Consider the following 15,594-nt stretch of genomic DNA (forward strand, 5'->3'; position numbering starts at 1 on the left):
GCGCTCGTCGAGGTGCGCTCGGCGAGCTACCGTTTGCGCGAGCTACCGTTTGCGATCGAAGCGTTCGTAAAGGCTCCTCCTCAACGAAGGGGAAGGGGTCGGCAGCGCCGGGCGCTCCGGCGGTGGAGGCGGCGGCCGTCGGGGCGGCGGGGCCGGCGGCGGCTCGTCCGGCTCGGGGGAGCGCGCCGGCGAGGCGCTGAGCACCGGCCTCGGCGGCGGCGGGGGCTCCTGCAGCGCGGGCTCCGGCTCCGGCGGCGGCGCGGCCCGCTCCAGCTCGGGGAGCGGCGCGGCCGCGGTCTCCGCCGCTTCCACGCGAGCCGACGAGGCCGCGAGCGCGCCCTCCTCGGAGGCGCCGGAGGGGCCGGGCGCGCCGGCGGCCGGCGTCCAGTCTTCGTCCAGCGAGAGGGCGAGCGTGCCTGAGCCCGCGCGCTCCTCCGCCGCGACCGGCTCCCGGGCGATCATCGAGGCAGGCAGCGCCGCGCCCGGGGGCGCCGGCTGGAACGGGAGCGCCGGCTGGTCCGTCGCCTCGGCGTCCTGCTCGGGCAGCAGGGCCAGCGTCGTGGCGGGAGACCCCTCCGGGCCTTCTTCCACCGAGGAGATCGAGAGGGTCCCGGTGTCGATCCGCGGCCCGGGCGCGCCCGCGGCCGGCCCGGCGACGTCGCCGGGAGCCGACCCGGGGCGGAACGGCGTCGCCGCCGCCGAGGCCAGGGCAGCCGCCGCCACGCCGACGTCCGCGAGGCTCAGCGTGCGCGCCCCGGCGCCCGGATCAGCCTGGGTCTCCCCCAGGCCGCCGTCGTGGTCGTGGTCATGGTCGACGCCGCGCGCGCGGCCTCGCGCGAGTCCGCCCGCGGCGCCTTGCTCCGCCGGCAGCTCGGGCCACTCGAGCGGCTCGCCGGGGAGCTCGACCCCCGCCACGAGGGTGGCCGCCGCGAGGGCGGCCTCGTCGGGGACGACCAGGCTGCCCCGGAAGACGAGGGTGCAGCGCTGCTCGTCGCCGTCGATGCGCAGAATGTCCGCGTTCAGCTCGAGCGGGTGGCCCTCGCCCACGCCGAAGGCCGAGAGGCCGTGGACGCGCGCTCGGCCGCGCGCCTCTGGCAGCCGCATCCGGAGGCGCGGCAGCGTGGGGTGGAGCCCGTGGAGCTCGATCCACTCGCCGCCGCGCAGGTAACGCGTCCGCTGATCGGGGGGCGCCGCCTGGTAATAGGCCCACTCGAAGGGATCGGGGATCTCGGCGATGGCGGCGTCGAGCGCCTTGCGGGGCGTGGCCCCGAGCAGCCGCCTGCGCGCGGGCCAGGCGCGCGCGATGGGCCCGAAGCCGGCCGCGCGCGCCGGCTGGAGGGGATCGACGATGTTCGCCGCGGGCTCGGACGCGTCGCCCGTCCCCTGCACGCCGAGGAAGTTCTCCTGGTCGTTCTCGCCGCGGAGCGCCCGCTCGTACACGAGCGGCATCCGCTGGAACCCGGCCCTGTCCTTGACCAGGAGCTCCTTGTCGAGGAGGGGCCCGTCCTCATCGGAGATCGCGAGTCGCACGGACAAGTCGTGCACGGGCGCGCCGGGCGGCGGCGCGTGGGCGTGGCCGGTAAAGAGCACGTCGGCGCGCTCCAGGTGCGGCGCCAGATCGCTCGTGAGCCGGACGCTCCGCCCAGGGTTGTTGCCGTGATGGACCTCCCCGTGGACGACCTGCTGCGGCTCGACCCTGGGCATCTCCGCGTCCGCCGCGAAGGCGAAGGTGGCCTTGACGATGACGGTGATGTGGAGCTCGCCCCGGCTGCGCCATGCGACGGCGGCGGCGGCTGCGCCGTTCAGCGGCGTGACCCTCACGGGCCCGGTCGCGCCGTTCGTCCCACGGTTCATCGCGCTCTTCGCCGCGCCCTTCTCCGCACCGTTCGCCATTCCGCGGCGTTATAGCACGGCTCTCGTCACGAACTTGCCGCCGCACTGCGCCCATGCCACCCACGGCGATCATGAAGCCGGCTGGAAACGCTCGTGCGCTGGGATCGGCGCTCGCCCTCCTCGTCATGATTGCCTCGTTTGGCTGCGACACGGTGGCGACGCTCGTCGCGCCCGCGGTGCCGGTGGTCATCGAGAAGGCGACCGCGCCCGGGGAGCCCGCCGCGCCCGAGGATCCCGCCGCCGCGCCCGAGACGCCCGAGAGCCGGAAGTGCTGCTTCCGGAGCGGCGAGGGCGCCGCGAAGGTGTGCGAGAGCCAGGAGCGCTGCTGCTCTGGCAGGTACGACCGCAGCGCGTGCGAGGACTCGGGCGGTCTCTGGTTCAACAGCGCCGACGGCTGCGCCGGCGCCTGCTGAGCGTCTGGCTCGCTCCGCCGCCGGGACAGGCGTCGAGGTGTCGAGGGGACAGGCGCCGAGGCGCTGACGGGGACAGGCGCCCAGGCGTGACGGCCGCAGCGCGGCGTGGGGTGATGTCGTGACAACCCTGGCGTAACCCTGGCGTCCGCGCCGTCCACCGGCGTAGGAAAGGGAGTGCGCGAGCTCGACACCGATGCCCTGCTCCGGCTCGTCCAGCGGGCCACGGGCCATGTCCCGTCGTCGATGGTCCCGCTGCGCGGGGGCGTGTCGTGCCGGCGCTATCTGCGCGTCGTGACGCCGGCCGGGACGGCGGTCGCGATGTTCGCGCCGAGCGCGGGGGCCGACGGCGTCGCGGTCGGCGCCGCTCCCCCGCGGTGGCCGTTCCTGGAGGTGCAAGCGCTCCTCCGGGAGCGCGGCGTCCGGGTGCCAGCGCTGCTCGCCGAGGATTGCGAGCACGGCCTGCTCCTCCTGGAGGATCTCGGGGACGCGACGCTCTCGGCCTTCGTCGAGCGCGCGCCCGCCCGCCGCGCCGAGGTCTACGCGCTGGCCGCGCGCGATCTCGCCCGGGCGCAGCGGGCGCTCGCGGCGCTCCCGAGCGGCTCGATCGTCGACTCGTGCGCGCTCGACGAGACGCTCCTGCGCTGGGAGCTCGACCATTTCCGCGCGTGGGCGCTCGACGCGCGCGGGCTCCGGCTGGGCGACGCCGCGCGGGCCGAGCTCGACGCCGTCTCGGAGCGCCTCGCCCGGCGCATCGCCGCGTGGCCGCGGGGCTTCGTTCACCGCGATTACCAGAGCCAGAACCTCATGGTCGTGGACGCGGCGGGCGGGGGCCTCGAGATCGCCTGGCTCGACTTCCAGGACGCCCTCCTCGGCCCGCGCGCCTACGATCTCGCGGCGCTCCTCAACGACAGCGCCCAGGATCTGGATCGCTCCTTCGTCGAGGCCCGGCTGGACGACTATGCGGCCGCCGCCTCGCTCGATCGGCCGGCGCGCGACGCGCTCGGCCGGGAGTTCGATGTGCTCACGGTCCAGCGCAAGCTGAAGGACGCCGGCCGCTTCGTCTTTCTCGACCGCATCGGCGTGGATCCGACGTACCTGCGTTACGTCGAGCCCGCGCTCGCGAGGGCGCGCGGCGCGCTCGCGAGGATGGGCGACGACGAGGACATGCGGGTGCTGGCGCGGCTCATCGCGTGGTGAGAGACGGCTCAGAGCTCCGACTCCTCCAGAAAGCGCTGGAGGAACGTGACGGCGGCTTGCTCTCCAGCCTCCGGGAAGCCCCCGAACATCGCGAACTGGTGCCATACCCAGTCGGCGTTCAGATAGGTATCTTTCTCGCTCGCCTCGAGCGAGGAGCACACGTGATCCCAGCGCGGGTTCGCCCCGGGGAGATAGCCGCTCTTGTCGGGCGGCAGGCGGGTCAGGCGCGCTTCCTTGGAAGGGCCGGGGAGCTTCTGCTGGAGGGCGGCGTTCGCGTCGAGCTGGTGGCCGCCGGTCATCCGCAGGCGGCGCGAGGCGTCGCCGCCGAGCCAGCGCACGAGCAAGGCCTCGTTCTTGGCGATGCCGCGGGCGTCGAACGCGAACACCTCGCTCACGCGGTCCTTGTTGGCCGCGAGCGCCTGCCACAGGGCCAGTCCGCCGGCGCTGAAGCCCGCGAGGCCGAGCTTCCCGAGCCGCGGCCCGCCCTGCCCGAACCCGATCTTCCGCGCGCCGCAGAGGAAGCGGAGCGCCGCCTCGGCGAGGCCGGGCAGGCTCGCTGTCGTGGCGGCGCCGAAGCTCGCCCCGCTCGGCCACGGGTGCAGCATGACCACCGCCCTGCCGCTCGCGGCGAGCGCCTCCTCGAAGCCGCAGCGGACATAGACCCAGCGGGACTGGTCGCGCGGATCGCGCTCGAACACGTCGCGCGCCCAGAACGACGCGCCGGGAGACGGGTCGGGCGTGAGCAGGTATCGATTCAGCCCGAACATCTCGTGGCGCTGGTCGACCCGGGTATAGGCGTACCCTTCCGGCCGGTAGAACACGAGGGCCGAGATCCCGCCGTCCGGCGGCGCCTTGCAGGCCTCCGGGATGCTCGCGAACCAGATCTTCGGATCTCCCGCGGTGGCGCCGAGGGCCACGAGCTCGGTCCCGGGCCGGTGCTCGCGCCGGTACTCGTCCGCATACCCGGCGTAGGCCATCCAGAACGGGGTGATATCGACGAAATCCGTCCTGATCTGGGCGAGCGCGAGGCCGGGCGCCGATTGCACGTCGACGAGCGGGTGAGCCTGCCCGAACGCCGGGTCAGGGGCGGGGCTGAGCGCCGTCCCGCCGCTCGCCACGTCGAACGCCTGCTCGACCGACAGGACCTCTTCCTCCAGGGCGGGGACGTCCTCGAAGGCGTCGAACGCCGCCGAGAAGCGCGCGCTGAGCGCGACGCGCGACGCCCCGGCGGGGATCACGAACTCGCGCCGCCCCGGGTCCGAGCCGGCGAGCGGCAGCGGCGCGTCGTCGGCCGTCGCCTGCACGTCGGCGAGCGCGTCGGGCAGAAGCGGGCTGCCCGCATTGCGCCAGGTGACCCGGAGCCTCAGCGCCATGCGGCTCCCCGGACCGGACGGCGCGCCCGGCGAGGAGGGAGCGCGGCGGCGTGGAGGGGGTCGACCGGGCTATCGCCGGCGAAGGGGGAGCGCTGCGGGGCAGAGGGCACGGGGCGCCCACGGTACCAGAGGGCGCGGGCCGCGGGCGAGCGCGACCGGGCGCGGAGGCCGCGCGGGGAGCCCCGAGATGGGCTCTTCCCGTGTCGTTCGGCCGATCCTGCGGGCCGGCGCGCCGCGCCGCCGGGGGCTGTCTGGCCTCCTCGGCTGGCGCGGCGCCAGTCGACTGGAGCTCAACGCGTGCCGTTCGCGCAGTACCCGAACTCGACGCTCGTTCCAGGCCTGATCTTCGCGTTCCAGCTCACGCCGGTGAACACGAAGTCGGTGCCTTGCTTGACGGCGCTGGTGTTCCAGAAGTCACGGAGCGTCGCGCCGTTCGAGGGCACGTAGAGCTTCCACGTGGTCTCGCCGCTGTCGGTCTTCGTCAGCTTGACGTTGTTGCAGTAGCCGCCCGTCCACGTCGAGTTGGGGGTGATGCTGACGGTGATGTTGCCGCCCTCCACGCGCACGCCGGTCCCGGGGTTGCTCCCGCCGCTGCCGCCGCTGCCGGTGCTGCTGCTGCTGCTGCTCGACGAGGACGTGGTGGTGCCGCCGCCGCCGCCACCGCTGCCGGAGGTGCTGGAGCTGCTGGAGCTGCTGGATGTGGTGCTGCTGGAGCTCGAGCTGCTGCTGCCCTTCACCCGGGCGATGAAGCTGTCATAGCCGGCGACGTCGCCCGTCTGAGAGAGCATGACGATCGCGACGCCCATGTCGACGGCCTTGGCGACGTTGCTCTCGTTGAGCCAGGTGGAGTCGACGTTGATCGGGCCGCCGCCGAACGTGTACGCGTCCACGATGACGAGCGGCAGGCTGAGCGCGGTGGTGATCTCCTTGTAGGTGAAGTTGTCGATCTTGCCCGTGGTGAACGGGAATTGCTTGCCCGTGAGGCCGACGTACTTGACCACGCTGCGATCCCAGCCGTCGTAGAAGTCGCCGACCGACGACGCCCACTTGGTTGCCGACGGGCTGAACCACGGGCTGAAGTCGATGACCACCTTGCATGAGGGGCAGCCCGACTTGATGGCGCCGAGGATCTGGTTGATGTAGCTGTCGGACTCGTTCTCCGTGAGCGCGTTCTGCTGCGCCGTCTGCGAGAACTGGTACCAGTCCGGCTCGATGTGGATCAGCGCCTCGCGCCCTCCGAGGGCCCCGTTGATCCCTGCCGCCGCCTTCTGGTAGGCGCTCGCCATCGAGGCGATGTTGGCGCGCACGTACGCCGCGCCCTTCTGGCACAGCGGTGCGCCGCTGTTGCCGTCGCAGTCGTTCTCGGACCCGAGCCCCTTCTTCGTCATGTCCGTGGCGATGTAGCCGAAGAAGTAGGGGGTCTTCCCCGCGTTGACGATCTGCGTAAGCTTGGTCTTATGTGTGCTGGTGAAGCCGCCAGATTGCAACCAGTCCCCGACGGCGACCACATCGACGTTGGCGGGTCCGGACTGGGGCGGTGACCAGGTCTGGCTCCACTGCGGAGCGACGCCGAAGCGCATCTGCGATGCCGCCGCGGCCGCCGCGGCCTCATCGGCGAAAATCTCGTCCTCTTCGGAGCTGGAACCATCGTCCGCGGCAACGATGCACCCGCCGAGAGCGGCGAGCAGGCACGCAGCTGCCCCAGCACCGAAAAGCGAACCCTTGATCTTCGTCATTGTCAATCTCCAAGTGACCGAGCGGCTCCGCGCCGCATCGGATTTTTCCACTCCCGAGTGCCAGCATCGGCTTGGCACGGGGCGCTTGTTGAAAGGAAGGTTTGGAGAGCGTTGCAACGGCCGGGCCATCGTCTCTCCAGAGCGGAGAACGCCGGTTCACGGGCACATTCCAACGGTGCCTGTCCGCGAGAGATGGAGAGCGGGCCGATGGAGTGGATCACCGAACCGGGGCACGGACGATCCACCGCGAACGCCCTGATTTCTCGGTGCGGTACGCTGACAAGCGGGTAATCTGCGCCCGATGAGCCAGGAATGTGGAGTGAAGCGATGAGCGCGCCCGCGCTCATCGAGATCGAGGACGCCGAGGTCTTCCGCGGCGACACGCGTGTCTTCGAGGGGCTGTCGCTGCGCATCGAGCAGGGCGCGAACACCGCGATCCTCGGGCCCAACGGCGCCGGGAAGTCGACCCTGCTGAGGCTGCTCTCACGGGAAATCTATCCGGTCCACCGCGAAGGCTCGCATGTGCGGATACTCGGTCGCGAAAGGTGGGAGGTGTCCGCGCTGCGGCGCAGGCTTGGGCTCGTGTCGTACGAGCTGCAGATGGCCTATCCCCGGGGTGTGCGGGGCTCCGACGTGGTGCTCTCCGGCTTCTTCGCGAGCGCCGGGCTGCACGAGCACGAGCCGCCGACGGCCGCGCAGCGCCGGCGCGCCGAGGAGGTGCTCCGCGACCTCGGCGTCGCGCACCTCGGCGACAAGCCCATCGCGGAGATGTCCGCCGGCGAGCAGCGGCGCTGTTTGCTCGGGCGGGCCCTCGTGCACGACCCGGAGGCGCTGGTGTTCGACGAGCCGACGACGAGCCTCGATCTGAAGGCCGCGTTCGAGCTCATCGAGCTGCTCAGGCGCCTCGCGCGGCAGGGCAAGACGCTGATCCTGGTGACGCACCATGTGCAGGAGATCCCGCCGGAGATCGGGCGGGTCGTCCTGCTGCGGAGAGGCCGCGTCTTCGCCGATGGCCCGAAGCGCGCGGTGCTGACCGACGACAACCTGTCGCGCCTGTTCGACGTGCCGCTCACCGTGGTCGAGCGCGGCGGGTTCTTCCAGGTATTCCCCCGGTCTCTCTGAGACACGGAGTCTCGCCCTCACGTCTCACCCGCTTCGCAACACGCACGGTTCGTCCTCTGCGCAGTGGAGAGATCAGAAAACGGTAGGCCCCCAGAGAGGGTGTTCTCGGCGCGGGGTGGGGGATGGGCCGATGTTTGAGCCTGAAACACGAGCCATCCGGCAACGCCGGGGGGCTCGTGTTTCAGGCGAGTTCGGCGGGGCCCCCACCCCGCGCCGAGAACACCCTCTCTGGGGGCCGGGCAGCCCGGCGAGGTCCGCCCCCCCGCCCGCTACCCGATCTCCACCTTGCTCCACATGTCCCGCCGCATCCGCTCCTTGCGCCGGTCGGTCCGGGTCACGAGCCGGGCGGCGCCCCAGGCGGCGAGCAGCTGGCCCTCCTGGCCGAGGCCGGGCAGCACGCTCCGGCCGACGAGCAGCGTGCGCTCGATCGGCCCGCGGATCGGCTCGCCCGCGAGCCCGAGGTAGCCGGGCGGATCGACCTCGAGCTGCCGCACCATCGGCTCGGCGCCCGGAGCGGCGCCCTTCAGCGCGGCGCGCTCGATGAGGCGGCGGCGCTGGCCGTCGTAGAGCCACACGGGCAGCCCGTCGTGCACCGAGTCGACGAGCACGAGGTGGCGCTCGAGGAAGGGGAGCTCGGCCGTGAGCGCGTCGAGCACCGCCTGGCGCGCCTCGAGCAGCGACAGTGGGCCCCGATCGGGCAGCAGGATCTCCGCCACGAGCAGCGTGTCGGTCGAGGGAGCCGGCAGATCGCAGCGCTGGAGGTGGACCACGGGGCGCCCGGGTCCTGTCGGCCGCGTCTGCCGCGGCGGGCTCGGCCGGCCCCCGGAGGCGCCGTCGCTCGACACGCGCGGCGGCGCGGGCGAGCGGCCCGCCGACGCGGACGGGAAGGGAAACAGCAGGGCCTCGGGGCCGAGCGGCTCGGGCAAGCCCTCGCGGCGCACGACGAGCGACACGACGAAGCGGCCGACCGAGGAGGTGATCCGCGGCCACTCGCGCAGCGCGCGCTTGTGGATGCCCTCGCCGCCGGAGAGGCTCGCGAGCGTCTCGCCGTCCATGTCGGTGATGACGAAGCTGCTGCCGTTCGGGTGATCGTCGCCGTCGAGCACGACCCCCGCGGCGGTGCCCCTGCGGACGTGGACCGACGCGGCGCGCTCGTCGAGCAGGCAGCGGCCGCCGTGGGCGAGGATGCGCTCGACGAGGAACTCCTCGAGCTCCTCCTCGCCGCGCGGCAGCATCATCAGCCCGCGCGTCCACGCCCCGTGCAGGCGCGCGACCGCGAAGGGAGGCGGGAGCGCCGAGAGGTCCGTGGCGAAGAGGACGGACTGCGTGACGATCGAGCGGAACAGGTGGCCGCGCGGGAACTCGACGAGCAGGTCGGCGTCAGGCTCGGCGCGCGCGTACGGGAGCATGCCGGCGTAGCGCGCGGTCTCGCGCCGCTCCCAGAAAGTGCCCGGCGGCCAGAGGGCGTCGTGCGAGAAGGCGTCGTCCGCGGCGCCGTTGACGTGGGCGAGCTCGGCGTAGAGCTCGTCGACGACCCGCCGGAGCTCGGGGAACTCGCGGTCGATCTCGCGGCCGAAGAGGACCATGTCGGGCGGCACGTCGAGGCGCCGGCGCGGCGCGACGGCCTGCAGCATGGGCATGGCCGGGACGATGCGGCGCTTCCAGGTCTGCGACTGGGCGAGCTCGACGAGGAAGCGACGCCACGCGGGCGAGGGCTCGGCGAGCATCGTGAAGGCGCGCCGGCGGAGGACGTGCTGGTCGAGGCGGTAGGTGGGCGGGCGCTCGCCGTGCCCGACGACCATCACGGTGAAGTCGCGGCGCGCGAGGAGCGCCGCGGCCGTGAGCGCGCCGATGGACCGGCCGAGGACGATGACGTCGTAGTGCTTGTGGATCACGCCCCTTCCCCGACTTCTCCGACTTCCCCGACGTTGTCCCGCGCAGGGCCGCCCTGGGCGAGCCCGAGCGCGGTCGCGACGCCGGCGAGCGTCGCGCGCGCTCGCCCGCCCGGCACGTCAGGCGGCGCGATCTGGAGGCGCCCCTCGGCGATCCACGAGAGCGCGCGGACGAGCAGGGCGTGCTCCTGGACGAGGATGCGCGCGGCGAGCGCGTCGCGGTCGTCCCCGTCGAGCACGGGGACGGCGGCCTGCGCGAGGATGGGCCCGGTGTCGGTGCCGGCGTCCACGAGGTGGACGGTGCAGCCGGTGACGCGCACGCCGTGATCGATCGCCTGCTGCTGGGCGTCGACGCCGGGGAAGGAGGGCAGGAGCGACGGGTGGATGTTCACGACCCGGTGCGGGAAGGCGTCGAGGAAGGTCGTCGTGAGCAGGCGCATGAAGCCCGCGAGGACGACCCAGGTCGCGCCCGCCTCGCGGAGGGCGTCGACGACGGCGGCGTCGAAGCTGTCGCGATCGGCGAAGTCCCGGTGCGCGACGACGCGCGTGGGGACCCCGGCGCGCTCGGCGCGCGCGAGGCCCTCCACGTCGGGCCGGTTGGACAGGACGAGCCGCACGCGGGCGTCGAGGTGGCCGGCGGCGATCGCGTCCAGGATCGCCTGGAGGTTCGAGCCGCGGCCAGAGACGAGGACGCCGAGATCGAGGGGGGGCATGGGGGGCAGATACTACGGCGGAGGCGGGCGCGGGAGAGATCCGGGGCGGAAGCGGCCGCCCGGGTCCGGCGATCGCGCCGCACGGCCCGTTTCCACGTCCGCCGAGCGCGCGCCGCGTGACGCGCCGGGCCATCGCGCGAGCAGGCAGGGCGCGAGGGCTCGGGCGGGACGGCGGGCGCGGATCCGCCGCGTCGCCTCGGCCGCCCGAGCTCGGCCTCGCGACCTGCGCCCCTCGACACTCCGTTGTTCGCGAAGACGTCGGCGTTGTCTGGAGAGCGATGCTTCCGGGGGCGCGCCCTGGTCACCCGATCGCGACGATCGCTCTCGAGCGGTCTTCGCGTGACATGTCACGGTGAAAGCGCGACAGCGACCGTGACATGTCACGCCCTCGATCGTGACATGTCACGGTCACGCGTCTGGCGGTACCGTCGAGCTCTTTGGCCCGGCGCGCCATGAGCTGCCCATTTCGGCCTGAACCTGCTGTGCCGGCGCGCCGTCCGACCGCCCCCGTCGTGTGCCGCCCCTCCGCTTCGGTAGCTATCCACCGCGTCTCCGTCCATGGCCGTCACGGAAGCGAACGCTCACAAGGCGGCATGCGCCTTGCTCGACCGAGCTGGCTCGCCACGCACGAGCTTCTCATTGCTTGGAGGGTAGACAGATGGTCAAAGAACTCTTGATGAACGGGCTCTTGGCCCTCGTTGCGATCGGCGCCAGCGGGTGTGTCGCGGGGGCTGGCGAGGAAGAAGATGACAGCGAGGAGACCAGCGTTGCCGAGCAGCCCCTGGGTTGGGTGAGCGGGGGCGTCTGGCAGGCTGGCAGCGGGCCGGTGGACATGGGCGGCGCCTCGAACAGGACCTGCTTTCTGACAGGGATCATGGGGGACTTCGAGTCAGGCAACGAATGGGTGCACGCTTACATCTCGGGTGGGCGATGGTATCTCCACGGAAACAACACGCACGGAAGCGCCCGCGCCCTGGCCACCTGTGTCTCTTCGACCCTCGGCAGAACGGCCGAATTTTCGTGGTCGCAAGGCGATGCCGGCGTCGATCTCGGGTTGGATACGACGTCTGCCGGCCTTCCGCGGGCGTGCTTCCTCACACGGATGGGCGGAGATTTCAACGGCATGAGCGAGAGCGTGTCGGTGCTTCGGGTTTTCGGCCACTGGATCCTGAGCGGCGTCTCGAGCAGCACAGGGGTACACGCCAGGGCGCGCTGCATCACCGTCTCGTCGATAACCACTCAATTGGAGCTCACGGACGAGTTCGGTGTCCCCGCAGAAGACGACCCGACCTACGAAATGCTGACGCCGGTGGTCGACTTCGACACGCAATGCATGCTGACGCGCGTCGCGGGCGAGTTCAGCAGCAACAACCAGGATGACCACAGCATCACCATCTGGCGGAACCAGGAGCTACAGGCCCAATTTCTCAGCGTATGGACGACGAGGAGCCGGATCCAAGGCCGCGCGAGCTGCGTCAGGTAGGTTGACCGAGCCCCGTTGCGGCGTCTGCACGCGAAGCGTGTACCTCCGCTCACGGACGGCGTCGTTGAAGTGCTGCACGCAGCGGCGCAGGCCATCCGGCGTCTCGTGGCGCATCGTCGCCCTCTGAGCCGCCCCGAGCGGTCCGGCGACCTACCAATGCCGCGCCGCTCGGGGTAGGGTGGCGCCGCCACGATGTCGGAACGCCCGCCCCAGCCGCCCCTTACCGCCGACGAGGCCGCGAAGCACCGGGCGAGGTCCTACCTCGGGCGGGTGATCTCGAAGCGCTACCGCATCGACGAGGTCATCGCGATGGGCGGCATGGGCGCGGTCTACCGCGGCGAGCACGTGCACATGCACAAGCGCGTCGCGATCAAGATCCTGCACCCCGACACCGAGCGGCTCCCCGAGCTCGTGCAGCGCTTCGAGCGCGAGGCCATCGCCGGCGCCCACATCCAGCACCGGAACGTCGCGACCGCGACCGATTTCGGCGAGGCGGAGGACGGCTCGTTCTTCCTGGTCCTCGAGTACGTGCGTGGCACGACGCTCCACGAGATCATCCGGCGGGGGCCGGTGCCCGCCGCGCGCGCCGCCCTGATCGCCAGGCAGCTCGCGGCCGCGCTCGACGCGACCCACGCGATGGGCATCGTCCACCGCGACGTGAAGCCGCGCAACGTGATGGTCGTCGAGCCGCAGGGCGATCTCGTGAAGCTCATCGACTTCGGCCTCGCGAAGGTGAGCGTCGATCAGCTGCGCCGGTCCGTCGCGTCGCCGGAGTCCGCGCGGGCGGGGGCCGACTCGCTCCCGGTCCGGCTCACCACGGCCGGCGTGATCTTCGGGACCATCGCCTACCTCGCCCCGGAGTCGGCGCTCGGGATGGATTTCGTCGACGAGCGCGCGGATCTCTACGCCCTGGGCCTGATCTTCTACGAGATGCTGGCCGGCAAGCACCCGTTCCTCGCCAAGGATCCGGTCGAGCTCTTCAACCAGCAGCGGAGCGCGCCCGTGCCGGCGATCGCCGCGCACTCGCCCGGCGTCGTGGTCCCGCCTGCCCTCGAGGCGGTCGTGCGGCTCCTCCTAGAGAAGAATCCGCGCGCCCGCTTCGAGACCGCGGCGGAGCTGATCGCGGCGCTCGACGACGCGTGCGCCGCGTCGGGGATCGCGGTGCACGAGCCGAGGGCGGAGATGTCGTCGAGGGGGGAGATGTCCTCGAGGGCGGAGATGACGTCGGTGCCCGCGATCGCGGACGCGGCGCGCGTGCCGAGCAACCGGCCGCCCGTGCCCAGCGCGCCAAGCAACCGGCCGCCCGTGCCCAGCGCGCCGTCGGGCGCGCCCGACGCGAGCGCCGGCGGCTCCTCGGCGATTGTCCTTGGCGATTCGTGCCTCGTCTCGTTCAACGATGTCGCGGACGCGCTGGCGCCTGCCGCGGACCGGGCGGCAGGTGAGCCGGCCGGGAGCGGCGCGAGCGCGAAGGAGGCGGAGAGCGCGCGCGCGTCGGGCGAGCTTTCGGAGGGTCGAACGGGCGGCGCCGAGCCGGCAGAGGCGGTGGCGTCGGCGGTGGACGGCGACGAGGACGAGGAAGACGCCCTCAGCCACTCGCGCCCGACGCCGGTGCGCAACACGCCGACCCTCGTCGCCGAGATGACGCGGGACTCGCGGCCGACCGCGGTGGGCGGCGCCGCGTTCATGGCGCAGGTCGCCTTCGCGCAGGAGGTCGCCAGGGCTGACGCTGCCTCCGCGGCCGACGACTCGAGCGTGCCGGACGACGCGCGCCCGACGACGGTGGGCGGCGCGGCGCTCATCGCGCAGGCCGCTTTCGCGCGCGAGGCCGCCGGCGGTGGCGCTCCTGCCGAGGCCGATGACCAGCGTCCTCCGCACGCGTCGTCACCGCTGTCCGAGGCGCCGGCGCGGTCGCAGGAGTCGCCGGAGCTGAAGGAGTGGGCGTCGCTGATGTCGATGCCGCCGTCGCCGGAGGTGCTGCCTCGGTCGCCGAGCGAGGCGGAGCGGTCCGTCGAAGCGCCTGGGGCGACGGAGGCAGCGGGGCTGGGCTCCCTGCGGCTGTCGCTGGACGACCTATTGCTGTCGTCGAGCAAGGCGGAGCGCCGTGCGGCCGAGCCCTCATCGAACAAGCCGTCGCCGTCGGGGATGGAGGAGCCATCGCCGTCGGCTGCGGAGCCGGCGTCATCGAAGCCGCCGTCGTCGCCAACGGCGGAGCGTGAGTCGTCGCAGCCGCCGTCGGCGGAGCGTGAGACATCGAAGCCGCCGTCGTCGCCAACGGCGGAGCGTGAGACATCGAAGCCGCCGTCGTCGCCAACGGCGGAGCGTGAGACATCGAAGCCGCCGTCGTCGCCAACGGCGGAGCGTGAGACATCGAAGCCGCCGTCAACGGAGCGTGCATCGTCGAAGCCGCCGTCAGCGGAGCGTGCATCGTCGAAGCCGCCGTCGTCGCCAGCGGCGGAGCGTGAGACATCGAAGCCGCCGTCAGCGGAGCGTGCGTCATCGAAGCCGCCGTCGTCGCCAGCGGCGGAGCGTGCGTCATCGGAGCCGCTGTCCGCATCCGCTGTGGAGCCGGCATCCGTCGCGAGGCCGGCGTCATCGAAGCCGCCGTCAGCGGCCGGCGTGGAGCCGTCGCCGTCGCCCGCGCCGTCCGTGAAGGCGCAGCCGCCGCAGAACGAGCCGGCTCCCGTGGCGTCCGCGTCCCCACCGCCGGACGAGCCGCCCGCAGAGGATGCGGCGCCCGTCTCGGAGCCGACGTCCGAGCGGATGAGCGGCTCGCGGCCAGCCTTCGCCCCGACGCTGCTGCGGGAGCTGGAGGCCGCCGAGGCAGAGCGCGTCGCCCGCGAGCGCGAGGAAGAGGCCAGGCGGAAGCTCGCCGAGGAGGCAGAGCGCGCCGCGCGCGAGCGCGAGGAGAAGGCCAGGAGAAAGCGCGAAGCCCGGGAAGCTCGCGCGTCGCGGCTGGGCCACGAAGGCCTCGGCGGCCGCGTGGGCCGGCTGGCCCCGTACCTGGGCGGCGGCATCCTCGCGGCGGCCGTCATCGCGGCGCTCGCCGGCGGTGGGCGCGCCCCGCCCGAGCCGGAGCCCCAGCTCGGCCCCGCGAGGCCTCCCGCGAGCGCGCTCGCCACGAGCGAGCCGACCCCGGCCGACGTCGCCGCCGTCCCCGAGACGCCCGCGCCCACGGCGCAGGCGCCCGAGGCCGCTGTGCCGGCGGCGCCCGACGCGCCGGCCGAACCCCCGCCCGATGAAGCGGCCCGGAAGGCGCTCACCGACGCTGTCAGGGCGCGCCGGTGGGTGAAGGCCTCCGACGCGATCCAACAGCTCGCGGAGCGCGATCCGACGGCGCTCCGCGAGCGCGCGCTCGCGATCGCGGCGCGCAACGTCGCCATCGCCATCGCGAAGACGGGCGAGCAGCACGCCGACAAGGTCTTCGAGGCGCTCTCGAGCCGCTTCGGGACGGCGGGCATCGACGTGCTCTACGAGATCGTCGAGACCCGCGGCCGCTCCACGCCGGCCACCCGGGCCGCGAAGCTGCTCCGCGATCCGGACATCGCGGCCCGCGGGACCCCCGCGGTCCGGATCTCCTTCGAGCTGCGCGACGCCACGTGCGGCGAGAAGCTCCCGTTCCTCGAGCGCGCCGTCTCCGAAGGCGACGAGCGCACCCTCGTCGTGCTCGAGACGACGGTGAGGCCCTGTTACAAGAAGAGCCGGGCGATCGACGAGGCGATCAAGAACCTGCGATCGCGGCTCGAAGGCGGCTGAGCTCGCGCCGCGCGGCCCG

Annotated in this window: 10 protein-coding genes; 5 read left to right on the forward strand and 5 right to left on the reverse strand. The window is 72.8% G+C overall.

The genetic code is table 11. The annotated features are described in order from the left end of the window. Positions 1-42: 42 nt before the first annotated feature. A complete protein-coding gene (locus tag WME73_RS46980; protein ID WP_437913855.1) occupies positions 43-1,893 on the reverse strand; it encodes a DUF2169 family type VI secretion system accessory protein in 1,851 nt (616 codons plus the stop codon). Positions 1,894-2,018: 125 nt separating this feature from the next. Between WME73_RS46980 and WME73_RS46985 the strand changes: the two genes are divergently transcribed. Together WME73_RS46985 and WME73_RS46990 are read left to right on the forward strand one after the other, a co-directional pair. Continuing rightward, positions 2,019-2,306 carry a hypothetical protein gene (locus WME73_RS46985; protein WP_437913856.1) on the forward strand — a complete coding sequence of 96 codons (288 nt, stop codon included), beginning with the start codon at positions 2,019-2,021 and terminating at the stop codon, positions 2,304-2,306. 174 nt (positions 2,307-2,480) lie between these two features. Beyond that, entirely contained in the window at positions 2,481-3,503 is a 1,023-nt protein-coding gene (locus WME73_RS46990) for an aminoglycoside phosphotransferase family protein (protein WP_437913857.1), read from the forward strand. Between the two features lie 8 nt (positions 3,504-3,511). On the opposite strand, the gene WME73_RS46995 is transcribed toward WME73_RS46990, so the two are convergent. Further along, positions 3,512-4,876: a hypothetical protein gene (locus WME73_RS46995; RefSeq protein WP_437913858.1), complete on the reverse strand. Its 1,365-nt coding sequence runs from the start codon at positions 4,874-4,876 to the stop codon at positions 3,512-3,514. Between the two features lie 290 nt (positions 4,877-5,166). Continuing rightward, positions 5,167-6,612 (reverse strand): cellulose binding domain-containing protein, encoded by a 1,446-nt coding sequence (locus WME73_RS47000; protein WP_437913859.1) that lies wholly within the window; start codon positions 6,610-6,612, stop codon positions 5,167-5,169. 327 nt (positions 6,613-6,939) lie between these two features. Between WME73_RS47000 and WME73_RS47005 the strand changes: the two genes are divergently transcribed. Then, positions 6,940-7,734, forward strand: coding sequence for an ABC transporter ATP-binding protein (locus WME73_RS47005; RefSeq protein ID WP_437913860.1), 795 nt, complete (start codon positions 6,940-6,942; stop codon positions 7,732-7,734). A 269-nt stretch (positions 7,735-8,003) separates the two neighbouring features. Here WME73_RS47005 and WME73_RS47010 read toward each other — a convergent pair whose 3' ends face one another. Continuing rightward, a complete protein-coding gene (locus WME73_RS47010; protein WP_437742812.1) occupies positions 8,004-9,629 on the reverse strand; it encodes an NAD(P)-binding protein in 1,626 nt (541 codons plus the stop codon). Beyond that, complete coding sequence (purN, locus tag WME73_RS47015; protein WP_437742813.1) at positions 9,626-10,339, reverse strand: phosphoribosylglycinamide formyltransferase; 714 nt, start codon at positions 10,337-10,339, stop codon at positions 9,626-9,628. Before purN ends, WME73_RS47010 begins: the two co-directional genes overlap by 4 nt. A gap of 658 nt (positions 10,340-10,997) precedes the next feature. Here purN and WME73_RS47020 point away from each other — a divergent pair. Both WME73_RS47020 and WME73_RS47025 read left to right on the forward strand, forming a co-directional pair. Continuing rightward, positions 10,998-11,822, forward strand: a complete 825-nt coding sequence (locus WME73_RS47020) for a hypothetical protein (RefSeq protein ID WP_437742814.1) — start codon at positions 10,998-11,000, stop codon at positions 11,820-11,822. 192 nt (positions 11,823-12,014) lie between these two features. Then, positions 12,015-15,575, forward strand: a complete 3,561-nt coding sequence (locus tag WME73_RS47025; RefSeq protein ID WP_437913861.1) for a protein kinase domain-containing protein — start codon at positions 12,015-12,017, stop codon at positions 15,573-15,575. Positions 15,576-15,594 lie beyond the last annotated feature (19 nt).

Origin of the sequence: Sorangium sp. So ce302 (genome assembly GCF_051530145.1) — a bacterium.
Classification (GTDB): domain Bacteria; phylum Myxococcota_A; class Polyangia; order Polyangiales; family Polyangiaceae; genus Sorangium; species Sorangium cellulosum_B.